We start from the raw sequence: 18,721 nt of genomic DNA, 5'->3' as shown, positions 1-18,721 counted from the left end.
GCTGTGACAGGCTGCTCTTAACCGGACGGAGGCTCGCCTTCAACTGGGCATCGTCTCGCCGACATTCTCAACCATCCCTCGCGCTCCCTTGCGGGGACGGACCCCGGGAAACACCCGAGATCCGTCGACGCGAGAGCTGGGCGAGCCTCAAAGGACGAAGAAGTCCGTCTCGGTCAGCTTGAGATCCCTGGATAACGTGGCAATCTGGATGGCTTCCTTGCCCCCCTTGCCGTCGGCGTCGTAGGACAGGGCTCCTGTCTTCTTGTTGTAGATGACGTGATCGTTGCCGTCGTGCGCCTTGGCGCCGATGTGGAACTCCTTCTTGGCCAGCACACCCTTCTTGGTAAGGCCCTTGAAGGCCCCTTTCGAAAGCCAGATCGTGTCGTCGATCACGGAGAAATCGGTGATCTTGTCGCTGTTCTGCTTCTTGTTCAGGGCATTGGTCTTGGACAGCTTCTTGTCGAACACGAACACATCCTGTCCCGCTCCGCCGGTGAGCACGTCGTTGCCGAGCCCTCCATAGAGCATGTCGTTGCCGCCGTTGCCGTGCAACGTGTCCTTGTTCGCAAGGCCCTTGATCACGTCGTTGCCGTCCCGGCCGCTGAGGGAATCCCGTTTCGGGGTGCCGATCAGAACGAGAGGATTGGCTGGTTCTGTGGGATTGGAAGGACCCGTAGGCTGGGTGGGACCGCCAGGATCGCCGGCTGTGTCGTTCACATCCGTGATGTTGATCGTCACCTTTTTGGACGTTATCCCGCCAAAGGCATCGACCGCTTCGATGGTGATCGTGTGCTGACGACGCTGCGTCTCGTAGTCGAGCGCCTTGATCAAGATCAGATGGTTGCCGTCGATGTTGAAGTAGCCGTGGTAATCCGAGATTCTGAACGTAACGGCGTCGCCGTCGGCATCATGCGCGGACAGATCCGCCACGATGGTGTTCACGAGCGTGTTTTCGGCGACGCTCGTGTTCGAGATGGTGATGGAATCGGGAGCCGTGTTGGTCCCGACCGTACCGTCTGCAAATTTGAGCGTCTTGATATGCTTGAGCGTATCCTTGCCTTCCGCGCCGGTCTTGTCCTCGACGAAGATGACACCGCTTTGATCGCGCGTGATCGTGTAGTTGGATTTGCCCTTCGTGTAGACGGCGGCGTTGAAGTGGGAGTCGTTAAAGCCGTCCCCGCCGCCGACGAGCGTATCATTGCCTTGTCCGCCTAAGAGGGTGTCGTCACCCCTGCCGCCGGTCAGTGAGTCCGCTCCTTCCCCGCCTAGAATGGAATCTGCCCCGTATCCGCCGCGCAGATCGTTCCCGTCGTCGTTCCCCATGATCGTATCGTTGAAAGGGGAGCCCAGGATGCCGGCGATGTTGATGAAGTGATCTCCCGCGGCGTCTCCGGTGTTCTGGTCCTTATGGGCCATGTGAACCGTCAGACCGCTCGACGCATTCTCGTAGGAGGCGATGCTCGTCCCGTCGCTTCCATCCAGTGTGTCCCTTCCGGCGCCTCCAAGCAGGAGATTGAAGCCTCCACCTGCGACAAGCAGGTCCTCGCCTTCGCCACCTCGGAAGTAGTCGTCGGCCGTGCCCCCAAGGGCCGTGTCGTTGCCTTGTCCGAGTTCGATCGACCCGGAGGCTTTGCCGCCTTGGCTGCTGTCGTAGAGGTCCTTTCCTCCGCCCAAGTCGACCGTCATGGGACCATTGCTTGTCAGGGTATCCTTGTTGATGACGATGTCATCGCTCATTGCGCTCGCAATGGCGTGGAACCCGCCCGAGATCGTGCCTTCGTTCGTGATGTTGAGCGGACCGAAGTGATAGTCCTGGATGTAATTGTGATGGATCCCGAAGCGATCGCCGTGAATGATTCCATTGTTCATGTTCACAACGGTCAGGGCTCCCGAGCCCTCGATGGCGTCGATAGAACCAATGATCGAGCGATGGTTTTCGACGGTCGCCGACATGGCGTAATAGAAGCCAGTATCGCCACTGACCCGTCCTGTTGCGCCGACGATCATCTTGCCGCTGGAAATGGAAACGGCTTCACTGCCGGTGCTGGAAACGGACCCGTTGACCGTGACCTCGGTATATCTCGATGAATTGACGATAAGGATCCCTCTATCAGAGGCGGTGACGCTGCCCGACTCTTTCACCAGGACATAGACATTCGCTTCGGAAGTTGGCGTGAAATTCTGAGTGCCGGTCCGTTGATCCTCGATGGTATAGCGTAAATCGATGGCCATGATTGGCTCCCCTTGTTGCTACAAAACATGACGGCAATGTTATTTCGTAAAGTAAGTTCCATCGGAGCGCGCAAAGAGGATGCCTGTAACGACCGTTACGTGCGAAACCGCACATGAGCCTGCGACCGGAAGGCTGTGCGCAGTGCGTTTCGGACCCTTGGCAGACCTGGGGCAGGGGGATTAGGTTCTCGTCATGTTCGCAGCAAAAGCTCCCTCGAATGCTCCCGAATGGTCGGTGTCCGATCTGGCGGGCGCCCTCAAGCGCACCCTGGAAGATGCGTTCGGCCACGTGCGCCTGCGGGGCGAGGTGTCGGGCTACCGGGGCCCGCATTCATCGGGGCATGCCTATTTCTGCCTGAAGGACCAGAATGCCCGCATCGATGCGGTCATTTGGAAAGGGGCATTCGCCAAGCTCAGGATCCGCCCCGAGGAGGGGATGGAGGTCATCGCCACCGGGCGTATCACTACCTTTCCGGGCTCGTCCAAGTACCAGATCGTCATCGAGACGCTTGAGCCCGCCGGCATCGGAGCGCTCATGGCGCTGCTCGAGGAGCGCCGCCGCAAGCTCAATGCGGAAGGGCTGTTCGCCCAGGAGCGCAAGCGCCGGCTACCCTTCCTGCCGCAGGTGATCGGCGTCGTCACGTCGCCGACCGGCGCGGTGATCCGCGACATCCTTCACCGGCTGGAGGACCGTTTCCCGCGCCGGGTGCTGGTCTGGCCCGTGCGCGTGCAGGGCGAGACCTGCGCGGTGGAGGTGGCGGCCGCCATCCGGGGCTTCAATGCGCTGGAACCCGGCGGTCGGATCCCGCGGCCGGACGTGCTGATCGTCGCCCGCGGGGGCGGATCCATCGAGGATCTGTGGGGCTTCAACGAGGAGATCGTGGTGAGGGCGGCGGCCGAGAGCGGCATCCCGCTCGTCTCGGCGGTCGGCCACGAGACCGATTGGACCCTCATCGACCATGTGGCCGACATGCGGGCCCCGACGCCCACGGGGGCCGCCGAGATGGTGGTGCCGGTGCGGGTCGAGCTCATGGCCGCCGTGAACGACCTTTCCCGGCGCCATGTGGAGGCGGCCCTTCGCTTCGTGGAGCGCCGCCGGTCGGATCTGCGCGCCACGGCCCGGGCCCTGCCGACCCCCGAGGCCCTGGTCTCGCCCAAGCGCCAGCGGCTCGATCTTGCCGCCACCAAGCTCTATCCGGCGCTGGCCCGCAACGCCCGCGGCCATGAGGAGCGGCTGCTCAAGGTGGCGCGCCAGCTCGCCCATGTCTCGCCGGTGGCCAACGTCGCCCGCATGCGCGCAAGGCTCGATGCGGTGGGGCCGCGCCCCTACAACGCGGTCTGCCGCTCCGTCCTGCTGCGCGAGGAGAGCCTGAAGCAGATCGGCCGCCGCCTGGTGGTGTCCCGGGAGACGCTGCTGCGTGCCGAGCGTGCCCGTCTTGCTCAGTCTCATGAACTTGCGCAGCGGGTTGCCGAGCGCCTCGGGCCGGCACTGCAGGGCCAGATCGCCCGCAAGGCCGACAGGCTGGAGGCCGTGTCCAAGCTCTTCGATAGCCTGAACTACAAGTCCGTGCTCAAGCGCGGCTTCGCCCTCGTCCGCGATGCGGACGGGCAGCCGCTCAATTCGGCGGATGCGGTTCTGGACGGCCAAGCTCTCGTGCTCGAATTCGCCGATGGCAAGGCGGACGCGACCGGAGGACGGATCGGCACGAGACCGCGGGTGGCCAAGCCGAAGCTCGTCGTGGCGGAGGAGCAGGGTGCCTTGTTCTGATTGAGGAGTGGAAATCGTCGTCGAGCCTGCTTAAGTGGAAGAAGGCGCAACGCATTCCTTGATGTCATCGATGTTGAACAAGATCGAACGCAGCGGCGGCGAAGCCGTCGTGCAATATCTCGACAGCAATCTCCGGATCGTGAAGCCGGGGGCCTATGTGCGCTGCGCAGTGACGGGCGTCGAGATCCCCCTCGAAGAGCTGAAATACTGGAGCGTCGAGCGGCAGGAGGCCTATGCGTCGCCTGAGGCCGTGATGACGCGCATCACCGGCGGGATTGCGCCCCGGAAATAGCACCGCCCCTCAGGCGACATGCAGCCGCCTTTCGTTGATGCGGCGCAGGAGCAGGTTGCGCAGGCCCGCCTCGTTCTCGATCCGAAGCCGCACCGGCAAGACCATCAGGTCCGCCCAAGGCTCGGCATTCCTCACCGCAGCCACCCGGGCAAGATCCTTTTCCGTCGTCACGGCCTGAAGCCCGCGTGCCGCCGCCTCACGGCGCAGTGCCGTCAGTTCGGCCGCCTTATAGCGATGGTGGTCGGGAAACGAACGGGCGGCTTCGACAACGGCGCCGCAGGCGCGCAGGGTCTCGAAGAATTTTTCGGGCCGCCCGATGCCCGCAAAGGCCAGCACTCTTTTGCCTTTGAGGAACTTGGCGGCCTCCAGGGCCGGCTCGAGGGTGGCTTCGAACACGCGCTTGTCGCGCCGTTCCGCCTCCTCGGCAATCCGCCGCCCCGGCGCCCCCTGGCCGATAACGATGACCGCATCGACCTTGGGCCACTGCCACGCCATGGGTGCGCGCAGCGGCCCTGCAGGCAGAGGCAAGCCGTTCCCGATCCCGGTCGTCCCGTCCACGACCGCGATGGCGCAATCCTTGATCAGGGAGGGATTCTGGAGCCCATCATCCATGACGACGACCGTTGCTCCGATCTCGTAAGCCAACCGCGCTCCGGCAGGGCGGTCGCTGGACACCATGGTCGGCGCTATGCCGGAGAGCAAGATGGGTTCATCGCCCACGTCGAAGGCCGTGTGGTCCGCCCGGACCTGTGCCGGGCCGCGTAGGGAGCCGCCATAGCCCCGTGACAGAAACGCCGGACTCTCGCCCGCGGCATTGAGGAGCCTTGCGACGGCAGCGGCCGTCGGCGTCTTGCCGGCGCCACCCGCGGTGAAATTCCCGATGCAGACGACAGGAAGATCCGCCCTCTCTCCGTGCCGCCGCATCCGACGCGCCGCGATGGAGGTATAGAGAGCGCCAGCCGGGCGCAGCAGCCTGGCCTGGAACGAGAGGGAGGGCTCCCACCAGAAGCGCGGTGCGCGCATCAGCGGCGCGCTCCCAGCTTCGCCTGCACGATGAAGGGCTCGACCGATTGCATGGTCCGGTCCACGGCGCCGCCGAGGGCCTGCACGGCCTCTCCCGCCTTGCGGGCCATGTCGCGCGTGAGGGCCACGTTGTTCAGCATTTCGTTGACGGCCCGTGCCAGGGTGGCGCTGTCCTTCACCATCACGGCGCCCCGCGACCGGTCGAGGGCCTCATAGATCTCGGCCGCGGTATGAACATGGGGGCCATGCAGGATGGCCGCACCCAGCTTGGCCGGCTCGATCGGATTATGTCCGCCGATGGGCACCAGAGTGCCTCCCATGAGGACAATCGGAGAGAGGCGGTAGAACAAGCCCATCTCGCCGATCGTGTCGATCACATAGACGTCCGTCGCCCGGTCGGGGTGAATGCCCTCGGAGCGCCGGCTCGCCCGCAATCCGGCCTGCCCGGCGAGGCCGGCAACCTCCGGCCCACGATGAGGATGCCGTGGGGCGATGATGGTGAGCAGGTGAGGGTAACGCTTGGTCAAGGCGCGGTGCACGGCGATGATTGCACTTTCCTCGCCGTGATGCGTGCTGGCGGCAAGCCAGACCGGACGTCCCGCGATCAGCCCCGACAGATGCGCGACCACCCGCGGATCGGCCGGCGGAGGAGCGGCGTCGAACTTGATGTTGCCCGTCACGATCACCCGAGGGGCGCCGAGCCGCGCCAGCCGCTCGGCATCTTCGGCCGTCTGGGCAAGGCAGAGGGCAAACCGCTCGAGAAGGCCTCTGATGATCCCCGGCATCTTCTGCCAGCGCCGATACGATCGATCCGACATGCGGCCGTTGACCATGACGAGCGGGATCTCGCGTTCCGACAGCGCCATGATCGTGTTCGGCCAAATTTCGGATTCCGCGATCAGGGCGAGGTCGGGCTGCCAGTGCTCCAGAAAGCGCTTTATATAACGTGGCACATCGAGCGGAACAAACTGGTGGATCGCACCTGGCGGAAGGCGCCGGGCGATCAGAGAGGCGGACGTCTTCGTGCCCGACGTCACGAGGACCGCAAGGCCGCGCTGGGTCATTCGCTCCACGATGGGCAGCAGGGACAGAGTCTCGCCGATGCTGGCACCGTGAACCCAGATCAGATGGCCTTTAGGCCGCTGTCGGCTCGGATGCCCCTGACGCTCCCCGAGCCGCGTTCTGTCCTCGCGCCCCTTGTGCCGGCGCCAATAGAGGAGACCGAGCACGGCCGGCTCCATGACGGACACCAGGGCACGGTAAGTCTTGAAGATGATCGGGAAGCTCATGCCCGGGAGCCTCCCATGAGCAGGGGACCAGTCTTGGCACCCGGATCCCGAGACCCGACGAGGGCATAGGCTTGCTCGTGTACACGGTCGAGCTCCCGCTCGACCCTTGTTCTCAAGGCTTCCAATGTCCGTTCGTCCGCGTCCCGCGGCACGTGGATCTGATCTCCGAGCACCATCGCTCCGCGGCCGAAGGGCAGACCGATGCTGGCCTTGTCCCAGCTGTCGAAATCGATGCGGCGGCTCGTGACCACGGCCACGGGCACGATGGGACGGCCGGACAGCTGAGCGAGAGTAACGATGCCTTGGCCGCAGATCCGCGAAATCTTGGGGATGTCGGCCGTCATCACCACCATCTCGCCGTCGCTCAAGGCCCTCAGCATAGCCCGCATGGCCTGAGCGCCGCCCTTCTTGCGGATGTCGCGGCCGCGCGCGCCGGAGCCGCGGATGGCCCGCACTCCCAGATGGCGCAGCGCGATGGCGTTGAACTCCCCGTCGCCCGAGCGGGAGACGAGGCTGGCGGCGCGGTCCTGCGGCCTCTTGGCGAAATGGATCATGAAGTGCTGCCCGTGCCACATGGCGGCGATCACGGGCATCTCGATCCGGTCATAGGCATCCGCCGGTTCCATGACGAACCGGTTCGTGCGCTGCACGAACTTGAGATAGCCCGCGACAAGAAAGCCCAGGGTTTCCTGGACCGCCCGCGATCGGATGATGCGCTTTGCGAGACCCATTGCGACTTAAGGAATCAGCCGTTCTGCGGATCCAGCAGGCGGTGAAGGTGAACGATGAAGTAGCGCATCTGCGCGTTGTCCACGGTTGCCTGCGCCCGGGCCTTCCAGGCCGCGTGGGCGCTGGCATAGTTGGGGAAGATGCCGACGATGTCGAGCTTGGAAAGGTCCTTGAAATCGACGGATTCGAGGCTGGTGAGCTCGCCGCCGAAAACGAGATGCAGGAGTTGCTTGCCAGGCGTGTCGGTCATGGTGATAGGGCTCTTCTGACGAGGGTTGGAAGGATCGATTTGGATACGAGCCAACGGTGTTCAGGCTCTCATGGCTCCAATAGCACGAGGATGCAACCGTGACGCAACGGCAATCATCTCCTCATGGAGCGGTAGAGGTTTGTTGTAGGTCGGAGCCGAACCATCGAGGCCGGTCAGGCGTCCGCCCGCCTCCTGCAGGACGAGATCCGCGGCGGCAATGTCCCAATCCTGAGCATTGGCCGAGACGAGGCCGATATCGATGGAGCCTTCCGCCACCCGCGCGAGCCTCAACGCCAAGGACGGCACCTTGGGCAGGCGCTCGACCGGCCCCATGTGGCGCTCGAGCCGATCCACGAGAGGCTTGGGGCCCGCGACCCGGGCGCCCTGAACGTCCTCGGCCTCGGACATCCGAAGCCTCTCGCCGTTGCACCAGGCGCCTTCGCCGAGCCTCGCTTCATAGAGGCGGTCATGGATCGGAGCATGAAGGATGCCGAGAACGGGCCTGCCGCCCTTCACCAGGGCGATGGAAACGGCCCAGTCCGGGTGGCCCGACGCGAAGGCCCTGGTGCCGTCGATGGGATCGACGATCCAGACATAGTCCTGCTCGAGCCGCGCCGGGTCGTCGGCCGTTTCCTCGGAGAGCCAGGCGGCTGTGGGAAAAAGCCCGGAGAGATGGGCCTTCAGGAACGTGTCGAGGGCGATATCCGCTTCCGTCACCGGGGAGCTGTGCCCCTTGTACCAGAGTTTGGCCGCGGTCTGCGCACCGGCGCGGAAATAGGGCAGGGCCAATTCTCCCGCCTGGCGAGCGGCATCCCGCACGGCGGGTGCGAGGGACGAGACTGAGCGGGACAAGGGAGACGGCATCGAAGCTGAGATGGAGACCATCGGCAGGAGATACCATATCCCGCCGTCCCAAACCTATCTTTTCGCTGCATCTACGAGATAAGGCAGTCCAGCGTCATGGCGGCGAACAGGATCAGGCCCGCATCCCGGTTCGAGCGGAAGAGACGCAGGGCGCCGGCCCCATCGGACCGGTCAATGCGGGCCACCTGCCAGCCCAGGTGAAGGGCAAAGAGGCTCAAGCCGATGAAGGAGGGCAGCCGCGCCTCGGCCAGAACCAGGGACGCGGTGATGAACAGGATGGTGAGGGCATAGCAGATGCCGACCCCGAGCTTCACGGCCTCGCCGAAGAAGCGGGCCGAGGATTTGATGCCCACGACCTCATCGTCCTCGATATCCTGCAGGGCATAGATCGTATCGTAGCCCACCACCCAGGCGATGCTGCCGGCATAGAGAAGGATGGCGACCCAGCTCAAGGACCCGAAGGCGGCCGCCCAGCCCATGAGGGCCCCCCAGGCGAAGGCGAGGCCGAGCACGATCTGCGGCATCCAGAAGAAGCGCTTCATGAAGGGGTAGAGCGCGACGACCCCGAGGGATGCGAAGCCGGCCGCGATGGCGAAGGCGTTGAACTGAAGCAGGACCAGCAGGCCGACGAGACCCTGGAGCGCGAGGAAGGCCAGGGCCCCTTTCAGCGTGACCTGGCCCGAGGGCAGGGGGCGCTGCCGGGTGCGCTCGACCCGGGTGTCGAGGTCCCGGTCGACGATGTCGTTATAGGTGCAGCCGGCCCCGCGCATGGCGACGGCGCCGATCAGGAAAAGGAGGCAGTGCACCGGGTTCGGCCAGGGCTGTCCCGCCGCGATGGCGGCGAGGGCCGCCGACCACCAGCAGGGCAGGAGAAGCAGCCACCAGCCGATGGGCCGCTCGATGCGGGCGAGACGCAGGTAAGGCTTGAGGCCCGCGGGCGCCCATCGCTCGGCCCAATGGCCCTTGACGGCATCGGGCAGGGAGGGCGCTGCGGGACGCTCCATCGCTGAACGCAGCCGAACTTAGAGAGCGCCCTTCGGGATGCTCAAGGTACCGGTCAGGCCGCCGCCCATCTTGCCGGCGGGACCGCCCTGCTGGGCCTGCTGCTTGGCGCGCTTCTCCGCCTCGGCCATCTTCGCGGCGGCGCCGCAGGCTTGGCCCTTGAATTGCTGGGAGCGCTTGTGGTCCTCGGCGAAGCTCTGGACCAGCTGATCGGGAACCTGGCACCAATCCTTGTTGTCGGTCATCCATTTCTGACCGGCCGTGCCGTTCGTCACCAGCTTGGTGAAGATGGAGCACGCCGCGCGCGGGTCGATCTGCTTGTTCTTGCCGCCAGCGGTGAGCTTGTTGATCTGCTGGATGAGGCCCTGGCGCTCCTGCAGAATCTTCTGTCCATCCTGGCAGGCGCTCGACTGCGCGAAGGCAGGAGCCGCCCCGAAAACGCCAGCGACGGCAAGCGCAGCCAGGATGTGCGAACGGATGTGCGTCATGCCAAAATTCCCTCAAAGAGCGCGCGACGTCTCACGCGCCTGCGTTCTGTTAACAGGTTCAGGGCCTTGAGGCCAAGAGGCGAATGGTCGCCTTGGGCATAAGCTGTGCCATACGGCACCTGAATTTCAAGTGACCGGGACGGCCCACCCCTCTCCCTTGGGGCGGAGGAACTTGATAGAGGGGGCGTTCAGCGCATTGCCGGAAAAGGGTTCCATGGCCGAGTACGACTTCAACGCTCCCCGCCTGTTCGTCGATGCCCCTCTCCAGACCGGGGCCAGGATCGCCCTCGACCGGGGGCAGGCCAACTACCTCTTGAACGTCCTGCGCCTGAAGGCCGGGGAATCGGTCCTGATCTTCAACGGACGGGACGGGGAGTGGCGGGCCGAGGTGGCGGTCGAGGGGCGCAAGGCCGCCGATCTCGTCTGCGCGGAGCGGGCCCGGAACCAATCGTCGGCTCCCGATCTCATCTACGCCTTCGCGCCGCTCAAGCATGCCCGGCTCGACTATATGGTCCAGAAGGCGGTGGAGATGGGAGCAGGCGTCCTCCAGCCCGTTCTGACCCGCCGGACCCAGGCCTCCCGGGTCAACCTCGATCGCATGCGCAGCAATGTCATCGAAGCCGCCGAGCAATGCGGGATCCTGTCAATCCCCGAGGTGCGGGAAGAGGAGAATTTGGAGCGGTTTCTCAAGGGTTTGGAGAAGGATCGCCTGGTTGTTTTCTGCGACGAGGACGCCCCCGTTTCCAACCCTGTGGAGGCTCTGGCCAAGCTTGGGAACAATCAAGCTGGTCTGGCCGTTATCGTGGGCCCCGAAGGGGGGTTCACCGATCAGGAGAGAGCGCTTGTCGCCGCCCACGAAAGATGTGTTTGCGTATCGTTGGGTCCGCGAATCCTGCGAGCTGACACAGCCGCTGTGGCCGCGCTGGCGATCGTTCAATCCGTGCTTGGCGATTGGAACTGACCTCATCGTCCGACAACGTCTTAAGCCGATCCGCCTCTAGCTTCAGAAGCTTAGCAGTTTCGCGCCGATTCGCCCCATTCTGGCCCTATTGAGCCGGAGTTTGGGCGCAGTCGCCGCAGGCCGATCGCATGCGTGAAAGGTCATTTCTGAATAAGAACAGAGGACACCAAGGAAATGAGCTGGGACTTCAAGTTCGGCATCGAGGAAGAGTATTTCGTCAACGACGCGCCGAGACGGGACATCGCCAAGGGGCGGATCAAGGAATTCTTCGCCGCCTGCCGTGACCAGATTTCGGGCGACATCCAGCCCGAGATGCTGGAGCCGCAGATCGAGATCGCCAGCAAGCCCGCTCTCGAATTCTCCGATGCCCGCACACAGCTTGCCGAACTGCGATCGTCGGTCGGGTCCGTCGCCCGCGATTTCGGCCTGTCCATCATGGCCTCCGGCACCCATCCGCTCGCGGTCTGGTCCCGCGTGCGCCCGACGGCCCAGCCGCGCTACGGGAAGGTCATGCACGACCTGCAGATGCTCGGCAGCCGGAACGTGCTGTGCGGCATGCATGTCCACGTGGAGGTGCCGGATCTCGGCATGCGCGTGGACATCATGAACCGGATCCAGCCCTACTTGCCGCTGCTGCTCGCGCTCTCGACCTCCTCGCCGTTCTGGCAGGCGCAGCGCACGGGTCTCCTCGGCTATCGGCTCGCCGCCTATCGCGAGCTGCCGCGCACGGGATTTCCGGACCTGTTCGAGAGCGAGCAGGACTACCAGCGCTACATCGACACCCTCGTGGCCGCCCGCGCCATCGAGAATTCGACCTATGTCTGGTGGGTGATCCGGCCGTCCCTCAAGCACCCGACCCTCGAGCTGCGCGTGGCCGACAGCTGCACCCGGCTCGACGACACCATCGCGATCGCCGCCCTCTATCGCTGCCTCGTCCGCCGCCTGAGCCTGGACACCACGCTCAATGCCGGACAGACCGGCGCCTCGCGCGCCATCAACGACGAGAACGGCTGGCGGGCGCAGCGCTACGGCATCCACGGCAGCTTCGTCGACGAGAAGACCCGCACCGCCAAGCCCGTGCGGGAGCTTCTCGACGAGACCCTCGATCTCGTGGCCGAGGACGCCAAGGTGCTCGGCTGCCAGCGGGAATTGGATCTCGCCCGCTGGATCGTGGCCCGCGGCACCAGCGCCGACCAGCAGTTGACGCTCTACACGGAAGCGGTCGGCCGCGGCCTGTCGAACCGGGATGCGCTCGCCGGCGTGGTCGACTGGCTGAGCGCCGAGACGACGGGAGAGACAGCGATCCGGCATTGATGAGGGCGGGCACCGCCCTCATCGTTTTATACCTTGGTCCCTCATTGCGCCTTGGCCTTAAGCCCCTTATTGAGTCCCGACGCTTAAGTCGGCGCGCCTTGAACGCGCTTTTTGATGAGGTGATGCATGGCGCGGGACGTATCCGATACGACCCCCATCGGTGCACGGTCGGAGCTCGTGGATTGGATCGCCTCCGGCGAGAAGCCGCGCGAGACCTGGCGGCTCGGCACCGAACACGAGAAGATTCCATTCTACACGGCCGATGCCTCGCCCGTTCCCTATGACGGGAACAGGGGCATTCGCGCCCTCCTGGAAGGCCTGCAGGCGCGCACCGGCTGGGCGCCGATCATGGAGCAGGACCATCCCATCGGCCTTGCCGACGAGACCGGCGGTGGGGCGATCTCCCTGGAGCCCGGCGGACAGTTCGAACTGTCGGGGGCCCCGCTCAGGACGCTGCACGAGACCGCCCGCGAGACGGCCCAGCATATTGCCGACGCGAAGGCCGTCGGCGAGGGGCTGGGCCTGAGCTTTCTCACGCTCGGGATGAGCCCGCTCTGGACGCGTGCCGAGACCCCGGTGATGCCGAAGGCGCGCTATCGCATCATGACGAGCTACATGCCAAAGGTCGGCTCGCTCGGCCTCGACATGATGTACCGCACGTCCACCGTGCAGGTGAACATGGACTATTCGTCCGAGGCCGACATGGTGAAGAAACTACGCGTGTCGCTGGCGCTCCAGCCCATCGCCACGGCGATCTTCGCCAACTCACCCTTTACCGAGGGCCGCCCCAACGGCTATCTGTCCATGCGCTCGCAGATCTGGCGCGATACGGACCGCGACCGCACCGGCATGATGGCCTTCGCGTTCGAGGACGGTTTCGGCTACGAGCGCTACGTGGACTGGGTGCTCGACGTGCCGATGTATTTCGTCAAGCGCGACGCGACCTATCACGACGTGGCGGGTTCGTCCTTCCGCGACCTCTTCGCCGGCCGGCATCCCCAATTGCCCGGCGAGCGCGCCACGCGCTCCGACTGGGCGAACCACGTCTCCACCGTGTTCCCGGAAGTGCGCCTGAAGCGCTATCTCGAAATGCGCGGCGCGGATGTGGGCAGCCTCGAACATATCGTGGCTCTCTCGGCCTTCTGGACCGGCCTTCTCTACGACGAGGCCGCTCTCGACGGGGCGTGGGAGCTGGTGAAGGACTGGACGGCCCAGGAGCGCGAGCAGCTGCGCGCCGACGTGCCGAAGCAGGCCCTCAAGGCCCGCATCGCAGGCCGGACCGCGCAGGACGTCGCCCGCGACGCCCTGGCGCTTTCCCGCGCCGGTCTCCAGCGCCGCGCCTGTCGCGACGAGGCGGGCCGTGACGAGACGGTGCATCTGGCCTATGCGGACGAGATCGTCGCCTCCGGTCGCACGCCGGCCGAGCGCCTGCTGGAGCTGTATCACGGGCCCTGGGGTGGGTCGGTCGTGCCTGCCTTTAGGGAACGTGTGTTCTAGAACGAGAAGAGCGACGGGGTTTCCGTCGCTCTTGTCCGCTGAAGGCTGAAGATTCCTCGCCTTCTGTCGCAATATTTGAATCGCCTGTAGGGGTCTTTTCTTATCGATCATTTTAACATAATAACGTTCATCGCATCATTCGGTCCAAACGACTCTGCCTTGAGGCCCAAGGCAGGTGTTCTCATCCAGGACCAAAACCCTGCAGGGGAGGTGAACGATGGCTGGTCCGCAGATCCTTAATTTTGAATCAGGTTCCATTCCTCGAAAGCCTGGGCAGCCGGTCTTCCTCGACCAGGGCAATGACGCAGTCGTCGTGGAAGGAGACTACCCCCTTCAGTTCCTCGATGTCTATTTCACCTCCTCGGAGGCAACCGATGCTCTCAATGTCCGTGTCGCAGCGGGGGAAGTCGAGTTCCCCGACGGACTTGAGAAGGGCAAGAAGATCGTCGTCTCCGGGGTCGAAGTTGGCGTCATCTTTGATGCTGATCAATACACCCTTCTATTTGATTTCAACGAACATGCGACGGCCGAGCTGGTTCAGACCCTGATCCGTTCGCTGACATACACGGACACATCGGCCGAAAACGGCTTCACGAGTACGAGGTATCTGACACTGACCCTCGCGGACAGTCACAATAATTCTTTTGGATTCGAGATCGCTGTCGGCGACAGCATTCAAGGCACTAACGCGAGGGAGACATTCACGTCGAATGCAGGTGTGATCAGCACCGGAGACGAGCTGGATGGAGGAGACGGGGATGACACCCTCAGCCTGACCGGTGGCGGATCGTTCTATCTTTCTCTCATGAGCAAGCTCGCGGGTATCGAGACCATTGAGGGATCATCGGAGGACGATTCTATTTTGATCGGCAGCGAGCAGTTGGCGGGTCTTCGGCAGATCGATGGCAAGGGTAGTGGAACTGGAGGAGATAAGCTCTTCATCTATGGCGGGGAAATCGATCTGACCGCTAAGACAATTTCAGGCTTCGATATTCATCTCGGATCCGATAATGCCGAGATTACGGTCAATGACTTCAATCTGGCGCAGCATGTTTACGGGTATGAGACGGACAACGACACGCTGATCTTGCAAACCGGAACGCTTAGCGACGACCAACGCCTGCTTTTACATCGCCATGGGATCGATACGATCACAGCAGGCGGTCAAACGACGACGCACTATGCTCCCGAGCTCACGGCCTTTGGAGACGCTAAGGTCCATGCAGAACGGGGCAAGTTGACGTTCCTCGATGTCGGCCGCAATGCCGTTCTCATCGTGGACGATGGGCTCCTAACCTATCTTTCGATTGGCCTTACCGGCGCTCTCGACCCGCTGGAGAAGATGGGTGTCGATGCGTCCGGCGGCGTCGGGCTCATGGATTCCGCGTCATCCGGAAGGGAAGTCTACGTTGACGGGATTCATATCGGTGAGCTGTACGAGACCGGCCATCAGCTCGATTTTTACTTCAACGAGGATGCAACGACGGCGCGCGTCCAGAAGGTGATCCGATCTCTCACGTATCGCAACGACAGCGAGGGTGGGGCCGGAACACGCGCGATCACCTTCACCATTGACGATGTCAGCGGCCGCGAGACGATGCTTCACTTTAGCATCGATCTTGCGGCGAGCGTTCCTCCCGAGCCGAACAAGCCGCCGACCGATATCGCGCTTCAAGGGACATCCGTTCTCGAACTGGCGGCGAACGGCAGCAAGGTCGGCGACCTCTCGGCCACGGATTCGGCAGGCAGCAGCTTCACGTTCCAGATCCTCAAGGCGGACGGGACCTGGGGCACGACGGACGGGCGCTTTGCGATCGAAGGCAATCAGCTGAAGGTGGCGAACGGTCTTCTACTCGATCACGAGCAGGCGAAATCCCATGCGATCAAGATCAAGGTCACCGATGAAGGTGGTGGCAGCTACGAGAAGGACTTCGTCATCACAGTTGGCGACGTCAATCCGGAGACTGCCAATGGGTCGACTGGCAGCGACTCGCTTGTCGGCGGTTCGGGCGACGACGTCCTGAACGGCATGGCGGGAGCGGATCATCTGGTGGGCGGCGCCGGGAACGATACTTACCACGTCGACAATGCCGGTGACCGCGTGATCGAGACTGCCACGGGCGGCACGGCCGATGAGGTCCGCACCACCATCAGCTACACCTTAGGCGACCATGTGGAGCGTCTCACGGCGAGCGGCTCCGGGGCGATCGACCTCACCGGCAATGCCCTGTCCAATGGGATCAAGGGGAATGCCGCCGGCAACAGGATCGATGGTCGCACGGGCGACGATACGCTCGCCGGCGGTGCGGGCAACGACATCCTGACGGGCGGCAACGGCAAGGACGTGTTCCTGTTCGATACGGCCCCGTCAAAATCAGGCAACAAGGACAAGATCATCGACTGGAGCGCGAAGCACGACACGATCCAGCTCGAGAACGCCGTCTTCAAGGCCTTGAAGAAGACCGGTTGGCTCAAGAAGGCTTATTTCGTCAAGGCGGCCAAGGCGCTCGATGGCAACGACCACGTCGGGTACGACGCAAAGACGGGCAATCTGTGGTACGACCACAACGGCAGCAAGGCCGGCGGTCAGATCATGTTCGCCCATATCGGCAAGCACAAGCTCATCGCTTCCAACGACTTCCTTGTGATCTGATCTCAGGCCGCCCTGGCGGTCGCGACGCGGTTGCGGCCGTCCTGCTTGGCCTTGTAGAGCGCATCGTCGGCAAGGGCGATCAGGTCCGCCGGACCGATGCGGGATCGGTCCAGGCTCGGAACGCGGGTCGCGCTGCCGATGCTCACCGTCAGGATGCGCGACGGGAAGCTGGCCTCGTGGCGCAGGCGAAGCGCCTCGACCTTCACGCGGATGTCCTCGGCCACGGCGGTCGCGCCGGCCTCGTCGAGATCCGGCAGAAGGACCACGAGTTCCTCGCCGCCGTAACGGGCCACCAGGTCGCCCGGCCGGCGGGCTGCGCTCGCGATCGCCTTGGCGATGGTGCGCAGGCATTCGTCCCCGGCCTGATGGCCGTAGATGTCGTTATAGGCCTTGAACTGATCCACGTCGACGAGGAGCAGGGACACGGGCGACTTCTCCCGCGAGGCCCGGAGCCACTCCGTCTCGAGCTGCTTGTCGAAGAGGCGCCGGTTGGCGAGGCCCGTCAGGCCGTCGGTGACGGCGAGCACCGAGAGTTCCGCCTCCACCTCCTCGCGCCGGCGCAGCTCCCTGGAGAGAGCCCAGCCGAGGGTGGCCAGCGTGGCGACGAGCAGGCTGATGACGACGACACGGAAGACGAACTCCCGATTCCAATTCGCCAGAGCTTCATCCCGGCTGACGGACGATAGAACGCCGATAGGAAAGATGTGATTGCGATAATAGCCGCCCATGCGGGCGATCCCGTCGACCGGGGAGACGTACTCGTAGGCTCCCGAACCGACGGCTGCCTGGAAGCGGGGCTCGTTCGATATGTTGGATCCGATGACGCGCTCGATATAGGGATAGCGCGAGAGGAGCGTGCCGTCCTTGTGAATGAGCGTGATGCTGCCCTGCCGGCCGACATCGAAGCGGCCGAAGAAATTAGCGAAATAGCGGGGTGGAACACTGACCTGAACGACACCGCCGAAGCTGCCGTCCGGCTTGTCGATGCGGCGGGAAAGGGTCAGGACCCAGTCGCCGCCGAGCGGGTCACGGATCAGCGGGCCGAAGAACCAGTCGCTGCTGGGAGATGCCTTGTGGTGCTGGAAGAGAACGTGGTCCTTGATGTTCACCTTGCCGCGATGCCCGGGCAGGGAGCTGGTCAGGAGAAACCCGTCGTCCTCGTAGACCGAGAGAGACTTGATGCGCTGCAGGGATTGAACCCGGTCTACGAGGAAGGAATCGAGCCTCTTGACCGCATTGGGCAGAACGCCGCCGGTTTCGATGCGGTCCACCACGTCCACCAGCAGGGCATCGGCCACCTCGAAGGTGTCTTCCGCGTGCTGCACCAGCGATTTCGCCAGATTGAGGGTTTCCGCCCTGATCCGGGCGGTTTCCTGCTCCCGCTCGTTCCAGTCGCGCCAGCCCTCCAGGCCGAGGATCACGAGGCAGACCACGACGACGAAGGCCTTGAGCCCTCGTGCCGCCGATTTCGGCCTGATGTGAGCGAATACAGTCATGACCCCCCAACCATAACTGCCGGGGCTAGCCTGAAGCTAACTTCAGGCCGAGGATGCCCGATACGATCAGCCCGATGCAGACGAGGCGCATCACCGTGGCGGGCTCGCTGAAAAGGTAGATGCCCAAGAGCGCCGTGCCGACCGTGCCGATCCCAGTCCAGACCGCATACCCGGTTCCCACGGGGAGGGTCTTCAGCGCCAAGCCGAGCAGCACGACGCTGATGACCATGCTCAAGGCCGTCAGAACGGAAGGAAGGGGGCGGGTGAAGCCGTCGGTGTATTTCAGTCCGATCGCCCAGCCGATCTCGAACAAGCCGGCAAGACCGAGCCAAGTCCATGCCATGACAGGACCTCCGTCATTGGCAGGGCCGTCCCCACCGGGTCATGAAGGTGCGAGGTCGTCCTCACCCCTCCAGATATACAGGGCCGGGAAAACCTTCTCAATAGAAGCCAGGCGCGGCCAAAAGTCAGTTTGTCGGCTTAGTTACCGGCCTCTTCCGTAGGCTGCCCGGAGCGCCCGAGCGAAGCGAGGGGGTTGAAGGGAGCGTAGATCTGATGCTTCCACGCGTCACCGCAATTGATGCAGATCGACCGAATCATGTGGTTGCTCTGCTCGAGCCGTCTGAGCAGCTTCTGCTGCCGCTCCGTCGCTTCGTTGGCCTCCGCCTCGTAGCCGGAAGGGCGGACGGTCAGCTGGAGGGGTTTGCTCTCGGGCTCTCCTTGAGCAACGCCGGGCCCGGCCAGGAGCAGGAGGCTGACGGTCAGGGCAAGGCGGGTCATTCAGGCTCCAGCGGCTAATGTGGGCTTCGACCGACTGGACCTTAAGGGACAGTGTTTCGTCAAGGCGCAATAGCCCGCATGAG

17 protein-coding genes are annotated in these 18,721 nt (G+C 63.9%); 6 read left to right on the top strand and 11 right to left on the bottom strand.

Annotation, left to right across the window (positions count from 1 at the left end):
- Positions 1 to 147: 147 nt before the first annotated feature.
- Positions 148 to 2,232: a cadherin domain-containing protein gene (locus VB672_RS04040; RefSeq protein ID WP_329782886.1), complete on the bottom strand. Its 2,085-nt coding sequence runs from the start codon at positions 2,230 to 2,232 to the stop codon at positions 148 to 150.
- 193 nt (positions 2,233 to 2,425) lie between these two features.
- On the opposite strand from VB672_RS04040, the gene xseA reads away from it, so the two are divergent.
- Both xseA and VB672_RS04030 read left to right on the top strand, forming a co-directional pair.
- Complete coding sequence (gene xseA, locus VB672_RS04035) at positions 2,426 to 4,000, top strand: exodeoxyribonuclease VII large subunit (RefSeq protein WP_329782885.1); 1,575 nt, start codon at positions 2,426 to 2,428, stop codon at positions 3,998 to 4,000.
- Positions 4,001 to 4,070: 70 nt separating this feature from the next.
- The gene (locus VB672_RS04030) at positions 4,071 to 4,292 is read left to right on the top strand and encodes a DUF2093 domain-containing protein (RefSeq protein ID WP_329782884.1); all 222 of its coding nucleotides are present in this window, start codon (positions 4,071 to 4,073) and stop codon (positions 4,290 to 4,292) included.
- Positions 4,293 to 4,301: 9 nt separating this feature from the next.
- Here VB672_RS04030 and lpxK read toward each other — a convergent pair whose 3' ends face one another.
- The 7 genes from lpxK to VB672_RS03995 form a co-directional block, all read right to left on the bottom strand.
- Positions 4,302 to 5,315, bottom strand: coding sequence for a tetraacyldisaccharide 4'-kinase (gene lpxK / locus VB672_RS04025; protein ID WP_329782883.1), 1,014 nt, complete (start codon positions 5,313 to 5,315; stop codon positions 4,302 to 4,304).
- Positions 5,315 to 6,604: a 3-deoxy-D-manno-octulosonic acid transferase gene (locus VB672_RS04020; RefSeq protein WP_329782882.1), complete on the bottom strand. Its 1,290-nt coding sequence runs from the start codon at positions 6,602 to 6,604 to the stop codon at positions 5,315 to 5,317. The genes lpxK and VB672_RS04020 overlap by 1 nt, the downstream gene beginning before the upstream one ends.
- The gene (locus VB672_RS04015; protein WP_329782881.1) at positions 6,601 to 7,335 is read right to left on the bottom strand and encodes a lysophospholipid acyltransferase family protein; all 735 of its coding nucleotides are present in this window, start codon (positions 7,333 to 7,335) and stop codon (positions 6,601 to 6,603) included. Before VB672_RS04015 ends, VB672_RS04020 begins: the two co-directional genes overlap by 4 nt.
- 14 nt (positions 7,336 to 7,349) lie before the next feature.
- Positions 7,350 to 7,583, bottom strand: coding sequence for a DUF4170 domain-containing protein (locus VB672_RS04010; RefSeq protein ID WP_329782880.1), 234 nt, complete (start codon positions 7,581 to 7,583; stop codon positions 7,350 to 7,352).
- 60 nt (positions 7,584 to 7,643) lie between these two features.
- The gene (locus VB672_RS04005; RefSeq protein WP_329782879.1) at positions 7,644 to 8,447 is read right to left on the bottom strand and encodes an inositol monophosphatase family protein; all 804 of its coding nucleotides are present in this window, start codon (positions 8,445 to 8,447) and stop codon (positions 7,644 to 7,646) included.
- A gap of 71 nt (positions 8,448 to 8,518) precedes the next feature.
- On the bottom strand, positions 8,519 to 9,451 hold the full coding sequence (gene ubiA, locus VB672_RS04000; protein ID WP_329782878.1) for a 4-hydroxybenzoate octaprenyltransferase: 933 nt from the start codon (positions 9,449 to 9,451) through the stop codon (positions 8,519 to 8,521).
- Between the two features lie 18 nt (positions 9,452 to 9,469).
- Positions 9,470 to 9,937, bottom strand: coding sequence for a hypothetical protein (locus VB672_RS03995; protein WP_329782877.1), 468 nt, complete (start codon positions 9,935 to 9,937; stop codon positions 9,470 to 9,472).
- Between the two features lie 214 nt (positions 9,938 to 10,151).
- Between VB672_RS03995 and VB672_RS03990 the strand changes: the two genes are divergently transcribed.
- From VB672_RS03990 to VB672_RS03975, 4 genes are all read left to right on the top strand, one after another.
- Positions 10,152 to 10,898: a 16S rRNA (uracil(1498)-N(3))-methyltransferase gene (locus tag VB672_RS03990; RefSeq protein ID WP_329782876.1), complete on the top strand. Its 747-nt coding sequence runs from the start codon at positions 10,152 to 10,154 to the stop codon at positions 10,896 to 10,898.
- A 174-nt stretch (positions 10,899 to 11,072) separates the two neighbouring features.
- Positions 11,073 to 12,212, top strand: a complete 1,140-nt coding sequence (locus VB672_RS03985) for a carboxylate-amine ligase (RefSeq protein ID WP_329782875.1) — start codon at positions 11,073 to 11,075, stop codon at positions 12,210 to 12,212.
- A 126-nt stretch (positions 12,213 to 12,338) separates the two neighbouring features.
- Positions 12,339 to 13,709, top strand: coding sequence for a glutamate--cysteine ligase (locus VB672_RS03980; RefSeq protein WP_329782874.1), 1,371 nt, complete (start codon positions 12,339 to 12,341; stop codon positions 13,707 to 13,709).
- 217 nt (positions 13,710 to 13,926) lie between these two features.
- Entirely contained in the window at positions 13,927 to 16,362 is a 2,436-nt protein-coding gene (locus VB672_RS03975; protein WP_329782873.1) for a M10 family metallopeptidase C-terminal domain-containing protein, read from the top strand.
- A gap of 2 nt (positions 16,363 to 16,364) precedes the next feature.
- Here the strand turns inward: VB672_RS03975 and VB672_RS03970 are convergent, their stop codons facing one another.
- From VB672_RS03970 to VB672_RS03960, 3 genes are all read right to left on the bottom strand, one after another.
- On the bottom strand, positions 16,365 to 17,858 hold the full coding sequence (locus VB672_RS03970) for a sensor domain-containing diguanylate cyclase (RefSeq protein ID WP_329782872.1): 1,494 nt from the start codon (positions 17,856 to 17,858) through the stop codon (positions 16,365 to 16,367).
- Positions 17,859 to 17,883: 25 nt separating this feature from the next.
- Entirely contained in the window at positions 17,884 to 18,201 is a 318-nt protein-coding gene (gene sugE / locus VB672_RS03965) for a quaternary ammonium compound efflux SMR transporter SugE (protein ID WP_329782871.1), read from the bottom strand.
- 137 nt (positions 18,202 to 18,338) lie between these two features.
- On the bottom strand, positions 18,339 to 18,638 hold the full coding sequence (locus VB672_RS03960; RefSeq protein WP_329782870.1) for a hypothetical protein: 300 nt from the start codon (positions 18,636 to 18,638) through the stop codon (positions 18,339 to 18,341).
- Positions 18,639 to 18,721 lie beyond the last annotated feature (83 nt).

This window comes from Microvirga sp. CF3016 (assembly GCF_036314085.1).
Classification (GTDB): domain Bacteria; phylum Pseudomonadota; class Alphaproteobacteria; order Rhizobiales; family Beijerinckiaceae; genus Microvirga.
The sequence above is the reverse complement of the archived record's forward strand: the minus strand, read 5'-3'. Positions and strand labels throughout refer to the sequence as shown.